This is a genomic window from Acinetobacter sp. ANC5681 (genome assembly GCF_023488045.1).
In the GTDB taxonomy this organism is placed as follows: Bacteria; Pseudomonadota; Gammaproteobacteria; order Pseudomonadales; family Moraxellaceae; genus Acinetobacter.
Genome location: NZ_JAMFKZ010000022.1, coordinates 20,576 through 41,436 on the forward strand (window position 1 = coordinate 20,576; position 20,861 = coordinate 41,436).

Annotated in this window: 24 protein-coding genes and 2 pseudogenes; 8 read left to right on the forward strand and 18 right to left on the reverse strand. The window is 40.6% G+C overall.

What is annotated here, in order from left to right; translation table 11 throughout:
• Positions 1 to 47: 47 nt before the first annotated feature.
• Together M5121_RS12135 and M5121_RS12140 are read left to right on the forward strand one after the other, a co-directional pair.
• Entirely contained in the window at positions 48 to 593 is a 546-nt protein-coding gene (locus M5121_RS12135) for a glutathione peroxidase (protein ID WP_087536720.1), read from the forward strand.
• 173 nt (positions 594 to 766) lie between these two features.
• The gene (locus tag M5121_RS12140) at positions 767 to 1,366 is read left to right on the forward strand and encodes a PM1805 family lipoprotein (protein WP_249571330.1); all 600 of its coding nucleotides are present in this window, start codon (positions 767 to 769) and stop codon (positions 1,364 to 1,366) included.
• A 61-nt stretch (positions 1,367 to 1,427) separates the two neighbouring features.
• Here M5121_RS12140 and M5121_RS12145 read toward each other — a convergent pair whose 3' ends face one another.
• The 11 genes from M5121_RS12145 to M5121_RS12195 form a co-directional block, all read right to left on the reverse strand.
• Positions 1,428 to 1,913 carry a DUF2846 domain-containing protein gene (locus M5121_RS12145; protein WP_249571331.1) on the reverse strand — a complete coding sequence of 162 codons (486 nt, stop codon included), beginning with the start codon at positions 1,911 to 1,913 and terminating at the stop codon, positions 1,428 to 1,430.
• A gap of 128 nt (positions 1,914 to 2,041) precedes the next feature.
• On the reverse strand, positions 2,042 to 2,461 hold the full coding sequence (locus M5121_RS12150) for a F0F1 ATP synthase subunit epsilon (RefSeq protein WP_004905537.1): 420 nt from the start codon (positions 2,459 to 2,461) through the stop codon (positions 2,042 to 2,044).
• 17 nt (positions 2,462 to 2,478) lie between these two features.
• Positions 2,479 to 3,873: a F0F1 ATP synthase subunit beta gene (atpD, locus tag M5121_RS12155; protein ID WP_004798063.1), complete on the reverse strand. Its 1,395-nt coding sequence runs from the start codon at positions 3,871 to 3,873 to the stop codon at positions 2,479 to 2,481.
• A gap of 30 nt (positions 3,874 to 3,903) precedes the next feature.
• Entirely contained in the window at positions 3,904 to 4,773 is an 870-nt protein-coding gene (gene atpG, locus M5121_RS12160; protein ID WP_004665202.1) for a F0F1 ATP synthase subunit gamma, read from the reverse strand.
• A 77-nt stretch (positions 4,774 to 4,850) separates the two neighbouring features.
• A complete protein-coding gene (gene atpA / locus M5121_RS12165; protein WP_087544534.1) occupies positions 4,851 to 6,395 on the reverse strand; it encodes a F0F1 ATP synthase subunit alpha in 1,545 nt (514 codons plus the stop codon).
• A 42-nt stretch (positions 6,396 to 6,437) separates the two neighbouring features.
• Positions 6,438 to 6,974, reverse strand: a complete 537-nt coding sequence (locus M5121_RS12170; protein ID WP_004665206.1) for a F0F1 ATP synthase subunit delta — start codon at positions 6,972 to 6,974, stop codon at positions 6,438 to 6,440.
• 12 nt (positions 6,975 to 6,986) lie between these two features.
• Positions 6,987 to 7,457 carry a F0F1 ATP synthase subunit B gene (locus tag M5121_RS12175; protein ID WP_004665208.1) on the reverse strand — a complete coding sequence of 157 codons (471 nt, stop codon included), beginning with the start codon at positions 7,455 to 7,457 and terminating at the stop codon, positions 6,987 to 6,989.
• Positions 7,458 to 7,496: 39 nt separating this feature from the next.
• Positions 7,497 to 7,742 carry a F0F1 ATP synthase subunit C gene (gene atpE, locus M5121_RS12180; protein ID WP_000424060.1) on the reverse strand — a complete coding sequence of 82 codons (246 nt, stop codon included), beginning with the start codon at positions 7,740 to 7,742 and terminating at the stop codon, positions 7,497 to 7,499.
• Between the two features lie 82 nt (positions 7,743 to 7,824).
• Positions 7,825 to 8,700 carry a F0F1 ATP synthase subunit A gene (gene atpB / locus M5121_RS12185; RefSeq protein WP_004665210.1) on the reverse strand — a complete coding sequence of 292 codons (876 nt, stop codon included), beginning with the start codon at positions 8,698 to 8,700 and terminating at the stop codon, positions 7,825 to 7,827.
• A 99-nt stretch (positions 8,701 to 8,799) separates the two neighbouring features.
• Positions 8,800 to 9,198, reverse strand: coding sequence for an ATP synthase subunit I (locus M5121_RS12190; RefSeq protein WP_004665211.1), 399 nt, complete (start codon positions 9,196 to 9,198; stop codon positions 8,800 to 8,802).
• A 170-nt stretch (positions 9,199 to 9,368) separates the two neighbouring features.
• The gene (locus M5121_RS12195; RefSeq protein ID WP_249571332.1) at positions 9,369 to 10,208 is read right to left on the reverse strand and encodes a metal ABC transporter substrate-binding protein; all 840 of its coding nucleotides are present in this window, start codon (positions 10,206 to 10,208) and stop codon (positions 9,369 to 9,371) included.
• 216 nt (positions 10,209 to 10,424) lie between these two features.
• Between M5121_RS12195 and M5121_RS12200 the strand changes: the two genes are divergently transcribed.
• The 6 genes from M5121_RS12200 to M5121_RS12225 all read left to right on the forward strand — a co-directional run bounded on the left by M5121_RS12200 (position 10,425) and on the right by M5121_RS12225 (position 16,348).
• Positions 10,425 to 10,922, forward strand: coding sequence for a transcriptional repressor (locus tag M5121_RS12200; RefSeq protein ID WP_087536716.1), 498 nt, complete (start codon positions 10,425 to 10,427; stop codon positions 10,920 to 10,922).
• Entirely contained in the window at positions 10,895 to 11,683 is a 789-nt protein-coding gene (gene znuC, locus M5121_RS12205) for a zinc ABC transporter ATP-binding protein ZnuC (RefSeq protein WP_087544528.1), read from the forward strand. The genes M5121_RS12200 and znuC overlap by 28 nt, the downstream gene beginning before the upstream one ends.
• Before the next feature lie 3 nt (positions 11,684 to 11,686).
• Positions 11,687 to 12,496: a zinc ABC transporter permease subunit ZnuB gene (gene znuB, locus M5121_RS12210; protein ID WP_005155315.1), complete on the forward strand. Its 810-nt coding sequence runs from the start codon at positions 11,687 to 11,689 to the stop codon at positions 12,494 to 12,496.
• Between the two features lie 162 nt (positions 12,497 to 12,658).
• Positions 12,659 to 13,579 (forward strand): Dyp-type peroxidase, encoded by a 921-nt coding sequence (locus M5121_RS12215; protein ID WP_087547868.1) that lies wholly within the window; start codon positions 12,659 to 12,661, stop codon positions 13,577 to 13,579.
• Between the two features lie 170 nt (positions 13,580 to 13,749).
• Positions 13,750 to 15,549, forward strand: a complete 1,800-nt coding sequence (argS, locus tag M5121_RS12220; RefSeq protein ID WP_087536712.1) for an arginine--tRNA ligase — start codon at positions 13,750 to 13,752, stop codon at positions 15,547 to 15,549.
• A 193-nt stretch (positions 15,550 to 15,742) separates the two neighbouring features.
• A complete protein-coding gene (locus M5121_RS12225; RefSeq protein ID WP_249571333.1) occupies positions 15,743 to 16,348 on the forward strand; it encodes an SPOR domain-containing protein in 606 nt (201 codons plus the stop codon).
• A gap of 62 nt (positions 16,349 to 16,410) precedes the next feature.
• On the opposite strand, the gene M5121_RS12230 is transcribed toward M5121_RS12225, so the two are convergent.
• From M5121_RS12230 to M5121_RS12260, 7 genes and pseudogenes are all read right to left on the reverse strand, one after another.
• The gene (locus tag M5121_RS12230) at positions 16,411 to 17,064 is read right to left on the reverse strand and encodes a glutathione S-transferase family protein (protein ID WP_087544519.1); all 654 of its coding nucleotides are present in this window, start codon (positions 17,062 to 17,064) and stop codon (positions 16,411 to 16,413) included.
• Between the two features lie 95 nt (positions 17,065 to 17,159).
• Positions 17,160 to 17,559, reverse strand: a pseudogene (locus M5121_RS12235) (OsmC family protein).
• Positions 17,556 to 18,503 carry a pirin family protein gene (locus tag M5121_RS12240; RefSeq protein ID WP_249571334.1) on the reverse strand — a complete coding sequence of 316 codons (948 nt, stop codon included), beginning with the start codon at positions 18,501 to 18,503 and terminating at the stop codon, positions 17,556 to 17,558. The pseudogene M5121_RS12235 and the gene M5121_RS12240 overlap by 4 nt, the downstream one beginning before the upstream one ends.
• 144 nt (positions 18,504 to 18,647) lie before the next feature.
• Complete coding sequence (locus tag M5121_RS12245; RefSeq protein ID WP_249571338.1) at positions 18,648 to 18,926, reverse strand: DUF2798 domain-containing protein; 279 nt, start codon at positions 18,924 to 18,926, stop codon at positions 18,648 to 18,650.
• Between the two features lie 2 nt (positions 18,927 to 18,928).
• Positions 18,929 to 19,234, reverse strand: coding sequence for a DUF3861 domain-containing protein (locus M5121_RS12250; protein ID WP_126132616.1), 306 nt, complete (start codon positions 19,232 to 19,234; stop codon positions 18,929 to 18,931).
• A 33-nt stretch (positions 19,235 to 19,267) separates the two neighbouring features.
• Entirely contained in the window at positions 19,268 to 19,795 is a 528-nt protein-coding gene (locus M5121_RS12255) for a PadR family transcriptional regulator (RefSeq protein WP_249571335.1), read from the reverse strand.
• A 166-nt stretch (positions 19,796 to 19,961) separates the two neighbouring features.
• A pseudogene (locus M5121_RS12260) lies at positions 19,962 to 20,711 on the reverse strand (restriction endonuclease); the annotation flags it as partial.
• Positions 20,712 to 20,861 lie beyond the last annotated feature (150 nt).

The following is a 20,861-nucleotide window of genomic DNA, read 5'->3' on the forward strand; positions in this document are numbered from 1 at the left end:
CAGTTAAAACAAACAAGTCTTGTCACAACAACATTAGGACGTATTCCATGAGCCAGTCGGTTTATCACATTCCAGTTAAAGATATTAAAGGTCAAGACGTTGATCTTGATCAATATCAGGGTAAAGTTCTACTAATTGTTAACGTAGCCTCAAAATGTGGCTTAACACCACAGTACGAAGGCCTAGAAAAACTTTATCAAGCGAAAAAAAATCAGGGCTTAGAAATTTTAGGCTTCCCTGCAAATAACTTCTTAGAGCAAGAACCAGGGACAAATGATGAAATCGAACAATTCTGTTCACTCAACTATGACGTCCACTTCCCTTTATTTGCAAAAATCTCTGTTGCAGGTGAAGATAAACATCCTTTATATCAAACACTCACACAAGCAATTCCAGAACGTATTGGTGAAGGACCTTGGTGGAAAGACCTCGTTGATTATGGCTTAACACCAAACAATCCACCTGAAGTACTATGGAATTTTGAGAAATTCTTAGTCAATAAAAATGGGGAAATCGTAGCGCGTTTTGCACCTGACATTACCGCAGATGATGAACGTATCGTCAGTGCGATTGAAGCTGAATTAGCAAAATAAATTTTATAAGTTTATAGAAAAGAATAGCTTATCTATTCTTTTCTATTTTAAATATTAAATCCAATTTCTATAGGTTTCATCTCGCAAAAATGTTGGTGAATTGCAACAATCATTTTTTACTTCATTTTTTATCATTATAGTGCTCGCTTCTCATAAGCTATTATATTTTTGCCATGATGGAAAATTTATCTATCAAAGCCACTCTCTCAACCATAACACTTTTGGCAGCATCGTTTTTACTTACAGCTTGCGATCAGACTCCACCAAAAAATAGCTATTTAGAAAAAAATAGTGAATTCGAGCAACCATCAGCGCGAGATAGAGAAAAAGAGACGATGAGTAAGGCTACAATTTCAGAAGAAAATTTAAGTAATGGCAATATGCTGAATATTGCTCGAGATATCGCAAAATTACAGTTCGAAACAGATGATTATGTAACTTTATTAAAGCAATCACAGAATAGCCTTGAGCAAGCAATTCAAGATAAAAACACCCGTCAATTACAACATGCTGCGGGCGATTTAAAACAAGAACTGCATGGCCTGCATGATACTTTACTATCTCTTAATTTAAAAAGTCATGAAGTTAATCAAATACGTCAGAGCCTACTTTCCACAAATCAACAGTTATTGACGATTCCACTGTTACATGGGCAAACAGATCTTAGTAAAATTGACTTTGCTAAAATTGAAAAACAATTCAATACGATTCAAATGGATATGGTGAAACTGGCAACCTTAGTACTCGGCAATAAAGATGATTCAAACGCTTAAAGTCCGTTTATTTTAATTTTCGATCCCATATAAAAAAGCCACCTGACGGTGGCTTTATTTTTTACTTTTTATCGAGCTTAATCGCTGGTTTACTGCATTTACCAGATTGTGCAAGTTTATATTCACTCACCGCTTTTTTCCCAGTTTCATCATCAACCTGTTTCACATTTGCACCACCAACAAATGCACCCATTTTGATCGATTGTTGAACAAAGTAATTTTTACCTGGTTCTGTTTTAAGTACCAAATGGTTAGGTGAAAATTCTGATTCAGTCGAAATTGTATGCTCTTGATTTCCTAAAACTTCCTTTAAGAAAAATGTGCCACGAGCAGTTTCACCTAAACACTCCCCATCTACCCATACATCTTTCTTGAGTGCCGCACCTACAACACTATTTGAACGATAAACATAAATTGCGGCATTACCCTCAGAAGGAGCTGCAAGTTTCTTGGCTTGTTCATTCAGTTGATTGTTCGCTGGTGGTACCGATGCACACCCCACAAAAGCCACAGCAATGAACAATGGAAGACTTTTTATCATTTTCATGATGATTTTTACTCTTTGGTTTAATAATTCTAAATATGCTTGGTAATTTATATAAAATTTTTAATTATTCAAGACATTAAAATAAAAAAAGCCACCTGACGGTGGCTTTTTCAATCTTAAATCTGCAATTACATTGCACGATTCTTGATTTTACGGATCGTTTCAAGCTGAGCAGCTGTTTCAGCCAACGCAGCAAGTGCAGCAGCAGAATCCAAATCACTCTTTTGATTTGCTAACAATTGTTCAGCTTGTTTACGAGCTTCCATAATTGCAGCTTCATCCAAGTTGTCTGCACGGATTGCACTATCTGCAAGTACCGTAACAACATGAGGTTGAACTTCTAACACACCGCCAGATACGTAAACAATTTCTTCCGTACCATTTTCCAACTGAACACGAATCGGTCCAGGTTGGAGTAAAGTTACAAGTGGTGCATGTCCAGGTAAAATACCTAACTCACCACCCGCACCTTTTGCGATTAACATCGTAACTTGTCCAGAGTAAATAGACTCTTTAACACTTACGACATCACATTGCATAGTCGCCATGAGATGATCTCCTTAAATTAGAGTTTCTCAGCTTTAGCAATCACTTCGTCAATACCACCAACCATATAGAACGCTTGTTCTGGGATGTGATCGTATTCACCAGCTAATAGACCTTTAAAGCCACGAATAGTTTCTTTAAGCGGTACTAATTTACCAGGAGCACCAGTAAATACTTCAGCTACGTGGAATGGTTGAGAGAAGAAACGTTGGATTTTACGCGCACGGTAAACAACCAATTTATCTTCTTCAGCTAATTCATCCATACCCAAGATTGCGATAATGTCTTTAAGCTCTTTATAACGTTGCAATACGTTCTGTACAGAACGTGCAATTTCATAATGCTCTTGACCAACAACCAATGGATCTAACTGACGTGAAGTAGAGTCAAGTGGATCGATCGCTGGATAAATACCAGAAGATGCGATGTCACGGCTCAATACTACTGTTGCATCTAAGTGAGCAAACGTTGTTGCAGGTGATGGGTCAGTCAAGTCATCCGCAGGTACGTATACAGCTTGGATCGATGTGATCGAACCAGACTTAGTCGACGTAATACGCTCTTGAAGAACACCCATTTCTTCTGCAAGTGTCGGTTGGTAACCTACCGCAGATGGCATACGACCTAACAATGCTGATACTTCAGTACCCGCAAGTGTATAACGGTAGATGTTGTCGACGAATAATAATACGTCACGACCTTTACCATTTTCGTCTTTTTCATCACGGAAGTATTCAGCCATAGTCAAACCAGTTAACGCTACGCGTAAACGGTTACCTGGTGGCTCGTTCATCTGACCGTAGACCATTGCTACTTTGTCAAGAACGTTAGAATCTTTCATTTCGTGATAGAAGTCGTTACCTTCACGAGTACGCTCACCAACACCAGCAAACACAGATAAACCTGAGTGTGCTTTCGCGATGTTGTTGATCAACTCCATCATGTTAACGGTTTTACCAACACCCGCACCACCGAATAAACCAACTTTACCACCTTTCGCGAACGGGCAAAGTAAGTCAATGACTTTAATACCAGTTTCTAAAAGATCAGTAGAAGCTGCTTGTTCAGCATAAGAAGGTGCTTGACGGTGAATCGGCAAACGTTCTTCAGTCGCTACAGGACCTGCTTCATCGATAGGGCGACCCAATACGTCCATGATACGACCAAGCGTAGCAGGACCTACTGGAACAGAAATCGGTGCATTTGTGCTAGTTACATTAAGGCCACGTTTAAGACCTTCTGTAGAACCCATTGCGATGGTACGAACAACACCATCGCCAAGCTGTTGCTGAACTTCTAAAGTAGTTTCAGTACCGTCAACTTGGAGAGCGTCATAGATCTTAGGAACGCTATTGCGCTCAAACTCGACGTCGATAACCGCGCCGATGATCTGAATGATACGACCGCTACTCATTGCTGTCTCCTCAATTCAAACTTAATAATGTTAAACGGCAGCGGCACCGCCAACGATCTCGGAAATTTCCTGAGTAATCGCGGCTTGACGCAGCTTGTTGTAAATGAGTTGTAGGTCTTTAATCAATTGTCCTGCGTTGTCTGTCGCCGCTTTCATCGCGACCATACGAGCAGACTGCTCACATGCAACGTTTTCAATCACACCTTGATAAACCATAGACTCGATGTAGCGAACCAACAAACCATTTAACAATTCTTCTGCTTCTGGTTCGTAGATATAGTCCCAACCATAAGTACGGTTGAGATCATCGCCTGCTTGCGCTGGTGCTAAAGGAACAAGTTGTTCTACTTTAGGCTGTTGAGTCATTGCATTGACGAAACCATTTGAAACGAGGTAGATACGATCTAATTCGCCTTTATCAAATGCATCAAGCATCACTTGTACAGAGCCAGTTAACTGTTCCAAACTCGGCGCATCGCCAAGTTGGGTCGTTGCACCAAGCACTTTACCGCCGTAATTCTTAAAAAACGAAACCGCTTTTTGACCAATCAAAGCAAATTCAACTTCAATTGACTGCTGTTGTTGTGCTTTGACATGCTGCACAACTTTCTTGAACAAGTTAATGTTCAAGCCACCCGCCAAGCCACGATCTGAAGACACAACGATATAGCCAACACGCTTAACTGGGCGGTCAACCATATAACGGTGTTTGTATTCAGGGTTTGCTTGAACTAAGTGAGCAATTACACGGCGCATATTATCGGCATACGGACGGCCCTGAGCCATGCGCTCTTGCGCACGACGCATTTTAGAAGCAGCTACCATTTGCATCGCGCGAGTAATCTTTTGCGTGCTCTTGATACTAGCTACTTTGGCGCGAATTTCTTTTAAATTTGCCATACGCTTAACCTAGTATTCGAAAGCCCTTTCGAGCTTTCGAAGGTTGATCCGTGAACCAAACTTAACTAAAGGTAAACTTAGTAAGTTTGAGTCGCTTTGAAGCTCTCAATACCTGATTTGATTGCTGCTTCGATGTCTTTGTTATAATCACCAGTTTCATCGATCTGTTGCATTAACGCAGCTTTTTCTGAACGGAAGTAAGCAATTAACGCAGCATCAAAGTCTACGATTTTCTTCACTTCAACGTCAGCCATATAGCCTTCGTTAGATGCATAAACAGATACAGCTTGGTCAGCAATTGAGTAAGGAGCATATTGTTTCTGCTTCATTAACTCAGTTACACGTTGACCATGCTCAAGTTGCTTACGCGTTGCTTCATCAAGATCAGAAGCAAACTGAGCAAACGCAGCCAATTCACGGTATTGTGCTAGAGCAGTACGGATACCACCAGACAATTTTTTGATGATCTTAGTTTGAGCAGAACCACCAACACGCGATACCGAGATACCCGCGTTCACAGCAGGACGAATACCTGCGTTGAATAATGATGTTTCTAAGAAGATCTGACCGTCAGTAATCGAAATTACGTTGGTTGGTACGAATGCAGATACGTCACCCGCTTGAGTTTCAATGATCGGTAACGCAGTTAAAGAACCAGTTTGACCAGTTACTGCACCGTTCGTGAACTTCTCAACATAGTCAGCCGAAACGCGCGAAGCACGCTCAAGAAGACGTGAGTGAAGATAGAATACGTCACCTGGATAAGCTTCACGACCTGGTGGACGACGTAATAACAATGAAATTTGACGGTAAGCAACAGCTTGCTTAGACAAATCATCATAAATGATTAACGCATCTTCACCGCGGTCACGGAAGTATTCACCCATTGTACAGCCTGAGTACGGAGCTAAATACTGCATAGCTGCAGGATCAGCTGCCGCAGCTGCGACAACAGTTGTATACGCCATAGCGCCAGTTTCTTCTAGCTTACGTACAACGTTTGCAATTGTTGATTGTTTTTGACCAATCGCAACGTATACACATTTAATGCCAGAGTTTTTCTGAGCGATGATCGCATCGATCGCCATTGCTGTTTTACCAGTTTGACGGTCACCAATAATCAACTCACGCTGACCACGACCTACAGGGATCATGGTATCAACTGATTTATAACCAGTTTGAACAGGTTCGTCGACAGATTGACGCCAAATTACGCCTGGTGCTACTTTTTCAACAGCATCAGTTAGTTTTGCATCAATAGGGCCTTTACCATCAATTGGGTTACCTAAAGCATCTACGACACGGCCTAGAAGTTCTGGACCAACCGGAACTTCTAATACACGACCTGTACAACGCGCTTTTTGACCTTCTTGCAGGCTTAGGTAGTTACCTAAAACAACGGCACCCACTGAATCCTGTTCTAGGTTCAGTGCCATACCAAATAAGCCGCCGTCGAATTCGATCATTTCACCGTACATTGCATCCGCAAGACCGTGAATACGCACGATACCGTCAGATACCATGACGATGGTACCTTCATTCTTCGCGGTCGCGCTGGTGTCCAGATCGCCGATACGCTGTTTAATGAGCGCACTGATCTCGGATGGATTCAGTTGTTGCATTGCGCTATTCCTCAATCTTTTTTAAGTTCAGTCTTTTTGCTATTACGCAAGAAGACGAGTCCGCATTTTTTCAAGCTTGTTAAGCGCAGAGTCATCTATCACTTGGTCGCCTGCATGAATCACAACACCTGCGATTAACGCTGGATTAACGCTAACAGTCACATGAACAGTTCTGTTAAAACGTTTTTCAAGCGCATGAGCTAAAATATGCTCTTGTGTCGCATCTAATGGAAAAGCAGATTCAATCTCTACTTCCAAAGTGTTGTTGTTCTGCGATTTCAGTAATTCGTATTCTGCTGCAATTTCAGGCAATAAAACTAAACGATCATTATCTGCAAGTAATGTCAAAAAGTTCGACACAGCTTGTGATTGATCTTCACCTAAAACTTTCGCAAAAAGACTTACCTGCTCCGCAGGAGTCAACTCAGGGCGATTTAAATAAGCGGAAAATGCTTCATCTTGCACCGCAGCACTGAGCAGTTGTAATGCATTTGACCAAGAGTCAGTTGCATTTTGCTCAGATGCATAAGCAAATGCTGCCTTAGCGTATGGGCGTGCCAACGTCAAGAGTTCAGCCATATTTCGCCTCGCTTAAAGTTTAGCAGCCAGCTGAGTCAGCATGGCATTATGAGCTTCTGCGTCAACTTGTTGGTTCAGAATTTTTTCTGCGCCAGCAACTGCCAAAGCAGCAACTTGTTGACGTAATTCTTCGCGAGCAGCATTGATGTCTTGATCAACAGTTTCTTTCGCCTGTTGACGAATACGCTCACCTTCAGCAGATGCTTGGGTACGCGCTTCTTCTACCAATTGTGCTGCACGACGGTTCGCTTGTTCGATCAATTGAGCCGCTTGTGCTTTTGCTGCGTCTAATTCTGCCTTAACTTGTGCTTGCGCATCAGCAAGGTCAGCTTTTGCTTTTTCAGCAGCATTTAAGCCATCAGCGATTTTACGCTGACGCTCACTAATCGCATTGATTAGTGGTGGCCAAACGAACTTCATGCAAAATGCGACAAAGAACGCAAATGCAATCGCTTGACCAATCAATGTGAGGTTGATATTCATTTCGCTATTCCTCAATATGTGGATTTAGGAATTAAGCTATTAACCTACAAATGGATTAGCGAAGATGAAGAACAAGCCAATACCAACACCGATCATAGGCACAGCATCAAGAAGACCCGCAATTAAGAACATACGAGTTTGAAGTTGTGGAGCCAATTCTGGTTGACGAGCAACAGCTTCTAAGAAGCGGCCACCTAAAAGACCGAAGCCAATCGCAGTACCTAAAGCACCAAAAGCGATCAAGATAGCAGATGCAATTGCAACTAGACCTAAAGTGAGTTCCATGAAAAATTCCTCAGAGGTTAGGTTATTACCAAATTAAACTAAAATTTAAGCCTAACCATCGATTGATAATTAGGCAATACTATTAATGCTTTTCGCTTGCCATGCTCAAGTAAACGATGGTCAGCATCATAAAGATGAATGCTTGCAACGTAATTACAAGAATGTGGAAAATAGCCCAAGGCACAGATAACGCCCATTGAATCCAGAACGGTAATAACGCGATTAAGATGAAGATTAACTCACCCGCATACATGTTACCGAACAGTCGTAGAGCCAACGAAACTGGTCGAGCAAGAAAAGTTACTAATTCCAAAATCAAGTTCACTGGAATCAATAACGCTTTTGCAACTGGGTTACTTGGGTTAAATGGGTTAAGTGCCAATTCACCGACGAAACCGCCGATCCCTTTTTCACGAATACTATAGAACAAGATCAGTGCAAATACAGACAATGACATACCAAGGGTAATGTTAGGATCTGTAGATGGAACAACCTTGAAATAAACGTGGTGAGGGTCCATACCAAACACGCTTGCACCAATCTTTTGAGCTAGGAAAGGAATCCAGTCAACAGGAATCAAGTCCATTGCGTTCATGAGGAAAATCCACACGAAGATGGTCAATGATAAAGGAGCAATTAAACGTGATTTGCCGTGGAAAGTATCACGAACACTTGAGTCCACAAACTCGATAATCATTTCGATTGCAGATTGGAATTTAGTTGGAACGCCAGCATTTGCAGCTTTCGCAACTGTCCAAAATAACAAACAGAAAATAACACCAAGTCCGATAGACCAACCCATTGAATCCAAGTGAATTGCAGTGAACCCCATCGAATGAGCTTCTTCAGCAGTCTCAGCCAACTTCCATGTACCATCAGGCATTTTGCCATAGGTCATATTGGTCAAGTGATGCTTGATATACTCGGTCGAAGTAAGGGCATGTTCTTCAGCAGCCATAAATCACACCTGGTCAATGTCAATCATTAAAAAGAAGCGAAGCGAATTCTGCGAACTGCAATAATCTCACTCACACTTCCAAAAAATCTTAAATGTGTTTTAAACTCGTTTTTGTAGACGTGACACCCAAAATGGCGCGACCCACGACATCGTTTGAACGAGGATAAATCCACAAAACAACGCAACCGGTGACAGCGGTTTAACATTGCTCAAAATTAAAATAAAACCCACGATCACGATTGCAAACTTACCCAGCATCCCTCGATACATGTTCAGCATGACTTGTTTTGATGCTCTTGCGCCTGCCGTTCTAAACGACTGCCAAGCAAAATAACAATGTGCCAACCAACATACCAAAGCCCCAAGCGCAGCACTTAGAGCAGCAGTGGTGTCTTTCATCATCCATGCAAGCAAAGCTGCAACAGGAATCATACACGCTTGTAAGAAGACCAAAGCTTTTGCTAATCGTCGGTCAATCAAGCGACTAGTTTGGCTCATTTTTTATCCACTCACAACATAACTGCTTGACAAGTTTTATTGATGATCGTTTCGAATCGCAGGCATTATAGAGTTACACCCCTGAACATGCAATCTTTTCTCGACTTAAGTCTGTTTTTTTCGTTAGCATATTTTCCGACGATAGAGTCAACTCATTTTTATTTTTTTCATCATTTTTGAGTACTTAATACGCATTTATCGGTTTTTGAAGCCAATTTTTTCCATGCAGCAACAAAATTATCTTGACCACGCATACTTTCATCAACTGGTTGGAACACGACTGGATTTAGCTTTTGATATTGACCACGACTTGCTGATGTTTCAGCCAACAAGCACATTTGTGTTTTAGGGCGACTATCTTTTAAGAATTTAATTTGAGCTACTGTGGGTGCAATATGAGGATCATCAGTCAATGCTCCAGCAAATTTCAAATTGAGTGCTCTTTCTAAATATTGATAGGCATCATGATAAGACCAATAAGGTTTTGCTTTATTGGAACTTTCATATTGCTGTGAAACCTGCAGCATTTGTTGCGAAAACTCTTTTGCATTCGCCATGTATTTGGCTTTATTTTCTGGATATTGTTGTGAACGTAAAGTTGCAATAAAGAAAGCAATTCGCACTGCATTGTTTGGCTCTAACCACACATGACTATCTACAGTGTTTGCCAATGCAGCACCGCGTAAACTACGCTGCGGTAAAATCGTCAAAATACCAGAATCTAAAAGTGCAATTGCTTTAGGGTTTTGATTAAGCAACTTATCTAAAGGTGCTTCATGTACTTTACCTAGCCACAATACCAGCGAAGCATCTTGAATCGCCTTACGATGAGCGGGTGTGAGTTGTACATCATGTCCTGTTTGATCGCCAAGTAACAGAACAGGCTCTTCTATGCCTGCTGTAACCTCTTTAGCAATTAAATAAATTGGATGTGTTGAAACAACTAAACTTTGAGTCCATCCCCATGTGCTTAACATTGAAAAGAAAACAAATACTATTAGGCGGGACATCACAACATTACTCAACTCAGAGAAGCGTGTTATAATATAACAAAAGTTAAAAAACACCTATGTCTTTTTTAGATTTGTCGCGCTCGCCTGTCGAGCTTCAACTTATATAGATGGTTAAATTGAATTGCATGTTATGATAATGGGTCTATTGCAATATCATAAAGGCGATGAGCGAATGAAAAGCAATAGATTCTACAAAAACAATGAGGTCTACCTATGAGTTCTTGTTCACATGAACATAACAATGCTTTACATGGTGTTCACGGTCATCACGATATTAAGGCTCGCATTGCTGAAGCAGAAATTTTGTGTACTGCAGTTGGCGCTCGCTTAACACCTTTACGTAAAGAAGTGCTTGAACTCATTCTAAATGCTTCTGCTCCAATGGGCGCTTATGACTTACTGGCTAAAATCAAAGGTCAAGCAGACCGCCCTGCTGCCCCACCTACAGTTTATAGAACTTTAGACTTCTTATTAGAAAAAGGTCTAATTCATCGACTGACCTCAATTAATGCCTATATTCCTTGTTGCCATCCACGTGAAGGGCATCAAGCTGCTTTTCTGATTTGCACTGAATGTCATTCAGTGAAAGAGGCTTCAGCACAAGGATTAATTCAACAGCTCGATCAACTTGCTGCTTCTGACCAATTTGCTGCCCAACACAGCATTATTGAAATTTCTGGAAAATGTCATCAGTGCAACACACGCCAATAAGCGCTCCACTTATTCAGTTGGAGAATATTTCTGTTCGACGCGACGAACGAGATATTTTAAGAAATATTGATTTTGCATTGCAGGCAAAAGAAATTGTGACACTAATTGGTCCCAATGGTGCTGGCAAATCAACATTAATTAAAATCTTGCTTGGCATTATGTCGCCAAATAAAGGAAAAGTTCACTTTTCCAAGAAATTAAAATTGGCCTACGTCCCACAAAAATTCAACCCCTCAGCCAGTCTTCCCTTACGTGTTCAAGACTTACTTGATTTAGAAATTTGTGCCGCTGATTTACGCGAAGAAATTATCCGAGATACGGGCATTCAAAAATTACAAGCCTCTAAAGTACAACAACTTTCAGGTGGCGAACGACAACGGGTTTTACTGGCACGTGCACTACTCCGCCAACCCGATATCCTGGTGCTTGATGAACCTATGCAAGGTTTGGATATTCAATCCGAAGCTGAGCTTTACGACTATGTGAGAAGCCTACCTGAACGCTACGGTTGTGCAGTATTGATGGTGTCACATGATTTACAATGGGTAATGCAAGGCACGCATCGCGTTGTTTGTCTGAACAAACACATTTGTTGTAGTGGTTTACCTGAAAGTATTCAGCAGCATCCTGAATACCAAGCGATTTTTGGTACGCAACGGATGTTCTATCAGCATCATCACAATCATTGTGGACATAGCGATCATGCGGAACCCTGTTCTCATGATCCACGCCCACACATTCACCCTGAACCGAAGGTCTAAGCGATGATGGAATGGTTACAACTGCTATTACCTGCTTGGATCATGGGGTCACTTTTGGTATTTCTGACAGCACCACTCGGCTGTCTGATGCTTTGGCGCAGAATGTCTTTTTTTGCTGATACCATGGCACATGGCACGCTATTAGGGGTCGCTATTGCAGCCTTACTACATCTACCCTTTTGGTTAGGGGTCGCTTTTCTGGCTGCTTTACTGGTTGGTATTTTATGGGTACTGCATGACTCTCGCCTCCCTAATGATGCCTTACTCGCATTAAGTTCAGCGACATTACTGTGCTCAGGTTTGTTATTAATTCAGCATATTCCGAGTTTACGCCCCGAATTATTAAGCTACTTATTTGGCGATCTTCTTAGTATTGAATGGTCTGATTTACCCATGTTTGCGGTCGTGATTGTAGGTTCGCTTATCGTTTTGTATCGTTCATGGTCTGCACAAATTCAAATTGCAATTGATCCCGATATTGCAATGAGTGAAGGGGTGAGAGCCAATTGGCAACGCTTGATTTTCATGCTGTTATTGGCGCTATTTACAGTACTTGCGCTCCGTGCTGTTGGCTCACTCCTTATGGGTGCATTACTGGTGATTCCTGCACTAAGCGCACGCTTACTTGCACATTCACCTAAACAAATGGTGACTTGGGCATTCTTACTGGCTCAATTGGCTGTGACGGTTGGCTTGTGGTCTAGTGCGGCGTTAAATATTGCCACAGGTCTCAGTATCGTTTTATGTATGGCGCTTTGCTTTGCCGTTATTTTTGCAGTACAAAAATTCTTACCGAATTTTAAAACCAATTAAATGTTTCCAATCTTAGCATCCAATACTTGGATGCTATGTCGACTATTATTTAACGATTATCAATATCGCAAAAATCGTCAAAAATAAGCTATTAAGCACTGCTCACATCGGGCAAAATCATACCTTTGTATCATTTAAAAATAACGAACTAAGGAGAGCTTCATGACTGCTCAATCCGTCATTCTTCCATTACCTTCTGATCATGCCCGTTTTATTGTTTTGCGTTTAAAAGATTTAAGTATTTCTGAACTCAAACAGCAGATTGAAGCTTTACTCTCAACCCGTGATCGTCTGATTACCCAACACCCTAACGATCAAATTAAAACAGCGATTGCCTTTGGTCCTGAGCTTTGGTCAAAGCTTTATTCTCAGACACCTGAGGACTTTAGACAGCTTGACCCGCAACATGGGGCTTTTGACATGCCTGTGGTTCCCGCGGATGTATTTATACACATTGCGAGTGCTCGTGCTGATATCTGCTTTGCGATCAGTCAAGCTTTCTTCAATGGTATTCAAAGCAAAGTTGATGTTTTAGATGAGCGCGCATGCTTCCGTTTCTTTGATGGTCGCGATATGACAGGCTTTATTGATGGTACAGAAAATCCTCAATTCCCAGATGACCGTGCTGAAGCTGCCCTCCTTGCAGAAACAGCAGGGGCTTTTGCAGATGGCAGTTTTATTTTCGCACAGCGCTATATTCATAATTTAGCAAAATGGCAACAACTCAAAGTCGATGCTCAAGAACATGTTTTTGGACGTACCAAACTTGAATCTATTGAACTTGATGATGACATCAAACCCCAAAATTCGCATGTCGCACGTACCGTGGTAGAAGATGAGGATGGCGAAGAAATGGAAATCTTGCGTCACAGTTTGCCTTATGGTGATGGTAAAGGTGAACAAGGTCTATTTTTTGTTGCCTATACCAATAATTTGAGCATTATTGATGCCATGTTAAAACGAATGTTTGGTACCACAGGTGACGGTATTCATGACCGTTTATTGCATTTCACTACTGCGATTGATGGGGCATATTATTTCGCACCAAGTGATGAATTACTCGAACAGGTTTTACAAGCTTAAAGAGAAAAATGCTATATCTATCGTCGATATAGCATCCCCATCACCACATTGAAAAATAAAAGTCTGAAAAGATTTATATGAATATGTTAATTCCACTTCAATCACTCTCCCCTTAAGCCGCTAAAATTTGCTATATTTGACGTTTTTCCGCGACATTTATTTCGGTAACTATGAATACGGCAATACAAGCAGCTCTTGATCATGCGGTACAATCCCTTCAACAACAAGGGGTACTTCCTTCAGATTGGACAAACACGAGCCATTTAACCCGTACCAAAGACCGAAGTCACGGTGACTTTGCATCCAATATTGCCATGATCGGCTCTAAAGCTGCTGGTATGAAACCACGCGATCTTGCTGAAAAAATCTTAGCAGCACTGCCTGAAGTCGCTGACATTACAAAAGCAGAAATCGCAGGTCCTGGTTTTATTAACTTCTTTTTAAATGCAGACCAACGCTTCGCTGTACTTGATCAAATTCAAGCACAAAAAGACCAATATGGACGCAGCCAAGCCAATGCAGCTAAAAAAATCCAAGTCGAATTTGTTTCTGCAAACCCAACATCTAGTCTGCATGTGGGACATGGTCGTGGTGCAGCTTACGGCATGACTGTTGCGAATCTTTTAGAAGCAACAGGTGCACAAGTTGACCGTGAGTACTATGTCAATGATGCAGGTCGCCAAATGGATATTTTGGCAACATCAACTTATTTACGTTATTTAGAGTTAACTGGGCAAACGCTTGTTTTCCCTAAAAATGCCTATCAAGGCGACTATGTTAAAGAAATCGCACAAAGCATTATTGATCAAGATGGCGATGCACACGTTCGTCCAGTTGCTGACATTTACAATGATGTGCCTGAAGATGTTCAATATGCTGAAGAACTTGATGCCGAAGGCAATAAAGTTATTCTGTCTGGTGATAAAGAAAAACACATTGACGGCTTAATCGCCAATTCACAACAACAGTTAGGTGCGGGCTATCGCGTATTTCACCAAGCGGCTTTACATGCCATTTTGGATGATATCAAAGATGACCTTGCTGACTTTGGCGTGACTTTTGATGAATGGTTTAGCGAAGCTTCGCTAACCGAAAAAATTGATGAAGCACTTGCGACGCTTGATCAACGTGGCTTTCTCTATGAAAAAGATGGCAATATTTGGTTTAAATCAACTGAATTTGGCGATGAGAAAGACCGTGTGGTCAAACGTCGTAATGGTCAAACCACTTATTTTGCATCTGACATTGCTTACCATTTGAATAAACTACAACGTGGTTATACTGATCTGATTGATATTTGGGGTTCAGATCACCACGGTTATATTTCACGTGTAAAAGCTGCGATTGATGCAATGGGTTACGACTCTAAAAAACTGACTGTTCTTTTAGTTCAGTTCGTGAGTTTATGGCGTGGTGGCGAGATGGTACAAATGTCATCTCGTTCAGGTCAATTCGTGACTTTACGTGATCTACGTAAAGAAGTCGGCAACGATGCGGCGCGTTTCTACTACGTGATGCGTAAATCTGAACAGCATATCGACTTTGATTTAGACCTTGCCGTTTCTCAAAGCAAAGACAATGCGGTGTACTACATTCAGTATGCCCATGCACGTGTAAATAGCATTTTGAACCGCGCGAAAGAGAAAGGCATTACATTTGATGTCGCATCTGCTCGCCAAGTTGCTAATCTCTTAGCATTAGAGACTGAAACAGAGATTCTCGCTAAATTAGCAGCTTATCCTGAAATTTTGATTCGTGCTGCGAATGTCTACGAACCACATCAAATTGGTAATTATCTAAAAGACTTAGCTGCGCTATTTCATGGATGGTATGCTCAAGATGGCGTTAAATTTGTTGATGAAACAAATATTCCTTTATCACAAGCGCGTTTATTACTTTCAATTAACGTACAGCAAGTTTTACGTAATGGCTTAGAGTTACTGGGTGTATCTGCTCCTGAAGCGATGTAATCAATACACACAGTTGCAATAAAAAGTTTGAATCTGAAATATTGTTGTTAACAACGTTATACAGATCTACTTTTAAACTTAGCCTATCATTGGTCGGCAATATCTTAAACAAAGCATTATTTTCAAACATAATGCTTTGTTTTTAACAAGATTCAAGTTACAAATAATCTAATAGGATCAAGAGGAATTTCAGGTGTTTGGAAAAACGCAACGTGGTGTATCTGAACGACCAAACAAGCCGAAAAAACCACTTATTCCAAAGTGGTGGGGAATGCTTGTCGCGATTCTTGCGATTCTATGTGTTGGTGTCATGCTCACGCTATGGCAACCATGGCAACCTGTTCCAGCAAAAAATCAGGTAACCTCCGATCATTATCAAGAAGAAGATACCAACAAAGATTATCGTTTCTACGATTTGTTGCCACAACAACAAGTTACTCCAATCCCTGAACAGGCTGTCCCTGAAACCAAACAACAAGGTAATGTCGTGATTATTGAATCACCAAAACCTGAAACGACCACTGAAGATCCAATAACGATCACCTCGACTGAACCAACTGCACCAGTTCAAGCCAGTTATATCTTACAAGTACGTAGCTATCCTGATCCTGACAGTGCTGATGCACGTCGAGCAGAAATTATTCTGAATGGTTTATCTGCCGATGTGGTTAAAACAGTGGAAAATGGCCAGACATGGTACCGTGTTTTCTCTGGCCCTTATGATAGTCAGGATGCGGCTCTGGCAGCCCAGCAAACCCTGCAACATAGCGGCATTGACTCCATCGTAATCAAGCGTTAATACATTGATAACATGAGAAAGGGGAAACGATCTGTTTCCCCTTTCTCATTCTATATCTGGCTTTAAGCACATTGAGAGTGCAGGCTTTTCTGCTCAGCTCGCTGAAACGCTGGACGCTGCTGAATACGCTGGACAAAAGCCTGAATGTTGGGATATTTCCCGTGTAGTCGATTTTGAATTGCAATCAGTGGAAATGCCATTTGAATATCTGCAAACGAAAAAGCTCCAGCAAAATAATCATGCTCTCCCAAATACTGCTCCAGATATAGCATATGTTCTTTCATTCGAGGGCGAACAAAGCCAGCTTTCACGCCATCGGTAATTTTTTCAGCAACAGGTCGAATAATCCACGGAACATGCTTACTCACATTATTGATGACGAGAGTCATCACCAATAAAGGCATGAGAGAGCCTTCAGCGTAGTGCATCCAATACGAGTATTGGAGCTGATCTTTGAATTGCTGTGGTTTGAACTGTTGTTTAACATCATACTGCTGTTGCAGATAATCCAAAATAACAGCCGACTCCACAATGACATTCTCATCATCCACCAGAATTGGTGCTTTACCTAGCGGATGAATCTGTTTCAAACTTTCAGGAGCTGCGTAGCTAGGTAATCTCTGATAATACTCAACTTGGTAGTCCATACCAAGCTCTTCTAATGCCCACAAAATACGGAACGAACGTGAGCATTGTAGGTAATGTAAGGTAATCATTTTTGTGCCTGCTTTGTCTACGCAACTGCTGTGTGAATCCCTCTCACAGTTACGTTTAGAATTATGATTTGCCCAAGCACAATAGCATTTTAGTCTCAAACAATCACGGTTTGTATGTCTAAACTGCGTAACAAAGTTTTCGTCACTGGTGTTTTACTACATACATTCAGCAACTTCTCTTGTAACGCTGGTGATGGAATCTGCTCAAATATAATACGACGTGTCATCTTTTCTTGCTGTTCGCGGTTGGTATGAAAATCAACTTCAACACTGAAAATCACCCAAGTCTATTTGTTTATGCTGCGCATACATGCGTAAGGTAATCATGGTACATGATGCTAAACTTGCAGTCAGAAAATCATAAGGTGCAGGTTCCGTATCATGCCCTCCAAAAGATTCGGGTTTATCGGTTAGAAATTGGTGTGTTCCTCTCGTTACTTCCCCTTTCCACGGTTCAGGTAAAGTTAGAACTTTTGCACTCGCTATTATACTCATTTCGATGCCCTCATTTGCTCAGGCAGTACAGGTGCTTCGAGACGCTTCCCTTGATAATCAGGAATTTCACCAAAACGGGCATCATGATTGATCCAATCTTCTCGTGCTTGCTGTAAATCTTGCATCGTACGTCCAACGAAGTTCCACCACAGCAAAATTGGCGACTCAAACGGTTCACCACCGATGAGTAACACACGATGACCTTCAGTCAGTTCAACTTCGATTTCAGTCAGCCCCGTTTCCAACACCACCATATTATCGGCATTGAGTTCATGCCCATTGACCTGAGCAATGCCTTCAAGTGCCATAAAAGCATATTCAAAGTTTGGATTGAGTGGAATACGGGTTTTAGTATTCGCTTGTGCGGTTAAGTCCACACCAACCAAAGGTGTATGTACTTGCACAGGAGAAACCATATCAAGAAAATCCCCCACCAAAATGGTAAATTCAACCTGATCCTTACTGACCACAGGTAGTTCTGGATAATGCTCAAACTTTGGCTCCATATTGCGCTTGTCATCAGGCAAAGCAATCCAAAGCTGTGCTGCATGCATTTTGGTTTCAATGTCGGGTGCAACTTCGGTATGCGAAATTCCTCGCCCCGCCGTCATTAAATTCACTTGCTTAGGACGAATCAGTTGTTTTGAACCAAGACTATCGGTGTGCATCATGGTGCCTTCAATCATCCATGTAAAAGTTTGCAAACCAATATGTGGATGCGGTCCTACATCCAAACCATCTCCAGCGGGGAAACTCACTGGCCCTGCATGATCCAGAAAACACCATGCCCCCACCAAACGCTTCTGACGACTCGGCAAGGCTCGCTTAATGATTGTGCCCTTACCAATTTCTGCCGAGCGAATCGTAAATTCTTGAATAAACTGATTGATATAAGTTTCACAATCTTTTGAATCAGAAATATCGTAATTGTTATTATTACTCATGATATTACTCTCTTTTACCTATGCTATTGTAATGAGTTGTTTTATTGATCTTAACAATATCAACAGTATTCAATATAGTCTTTTGGTAATACGCAGAGTGCTACGCATGAGACAATCTGTATTATTATTCAACAGCTTGATATATCAATGTGGTGACATTTCCACAATAAAGCTTGTTAAGCGTCGAACAACAGGCAAAAACATAAGCACGACAGGATAGGCAATCAACCATGAAAACAGCCATGTTGACAGCCACTTCGTTGCGAATCCATCTATTAGCCCAACATTCATTAGTAAGTTCATCAATGATAATATTGCGCTCATCAGCCCTGATAATAATAGTGGCATAATCCAAGCAGCATATTTTGCAGGTAATTTAGTAAAGAAAGTCTTCTTTGTTTGTTGCATGCCATTTGCCCCCATACTCATTCAGCCTGTTTCTTTACATGTTGCTTTAGATTCTTCATAAATTGACCGAACTGCGGCAAGAATTCTTCGAATAGTGGATGATCTTTATTTTCGAGCATCACTTCGCTGAAAAGTTTTAAACCCACCGCAAAAGCTTTCGTGGTTTGATCATCAAAAAAATCAGCACTATTTAAACGTTCAACGATCTGAAAAATATCATCATGATTTCCAGTATAAAACTCTAAACGTTCGGTATAAGTTGACGCTTGCCCTTTCGCATCTTTTAAATGTTGTACGGTGACATGGTATTGATGTTGTTTCATAAGTTTTCTCTAAATTAATATTGGATAAGGTGTTTATAAACGTCCAATCGCAATTGCGACTTGATCAATCTTTTCAGCAATTTGATAAATTTGTTCTTGCTGTAGATCGGCAATATTGAGTTTTAATCGTAATGCTGTTTTTAGATTTTCCATTGCTCGATGGATCTCTATCAGTTGATCGTTGTTATGGATTTCACGTCTAATTCGTAGTTTTTCCAATAAAGCTGTCAACATTTCTTGCTGATCTTTCAGGTACGTTTCGCCATATTCAGTGACTTGGTATTGTTTACGCTCGGCATCGAGCAAAGAAATACAGCTCATTTCTTCTAAACTGGTGAGAGTTGGGTAAATTGTTCCTGCACTTGGTGTATAACCATCACCCACTAACTCACTAATTTCTTTAATAATTTCATAACCATGTTTGGGATTTTGCTGAATTAAATGCAGCACTAACAGCTTCATACGTCCTGATTCAAATAAGCGACCGCGACGACCTGAACGGTGATGCTCTCGATGATGTGTATCATGTTCATTTTCACGATGATCTGATTGATGTCTCATCTTTATTTTTCTCATATTGCACAATTTATGCATATTAAGATATATCTTAATTATTCTTATAGCAAGTTAAGATATATTTTTAAGATCATAATATTTAATAATTTATATATTTTAAAAATAGAGCTTTAGACAAAGTTAAGTAATAAAAAAGAGCGACTGAGCGCTCTTAAAAACTATCTTCATCAAACCGATCTTGATCTATTCTGTAGATATGAAAATTTCTTTCAATTTGAACACCCAATCCAAATTCAATCATCAATGAAGTTAGCTTATCGCCATCAATTAGTACAATGCCTGATTTCTTAGCTGACTCAACTGCCTCCTTGCTAAAGTTCGATGTTGTAATAAAAACACCTTTCTTAGCAACTTGATCAGCTAAAGCACCTTTGAACTGTTGTATATCTGGGCGACCAACGGTATTTTCCCAGCGCTTTGCTTGAATATAAATTTTATCCAAACCTAGACGGTCCTCGCTAATCACACCATCAATACCACCATCACTTGTTTTACCAATTGCTTGTGCAGCATCATGATGTGAACCTCCGTATCCCATAGCAACCAATAAATCAACTACCAGTCTTTCAAAAAACTGAGGAGAGTTCAATTTTATTTTCTCAATCAAATCATCTTTAATTGATTGATTTAACTTGTTAAATTCAATACTTATAATTTCTTCTGGTGTAGAGTCGTTTTCTTCTTCAAAAAGATTTTGTATTGAGGTACCGCTCTTCTTGTCATTATTGCGAAATTCATTAAATCCTTCATATTGAGATAGAAATTTACTACTAAAACACTCGATTCTTTCTAGATTTAAAGATTGCCCCAAACTAGTTAACCTAAAATATTTACTATCAATCGTTTCTAATAAACCTGCTTTTTTCAAATATGTTTTCGCCCAACGTAATCTATACTTGATGTGTGCTGAATTAGCAGGAGACTTTCACTTGGGAGATTCTAGGCAGCTAACCGATAAAAGTCTTCTGCATTTGATTTGGTGTCTTAAAATCCAAGCCTTTTTGAATTCTTCGCTGATTATAAAATAACTCTATATATTTTGTAATATCCG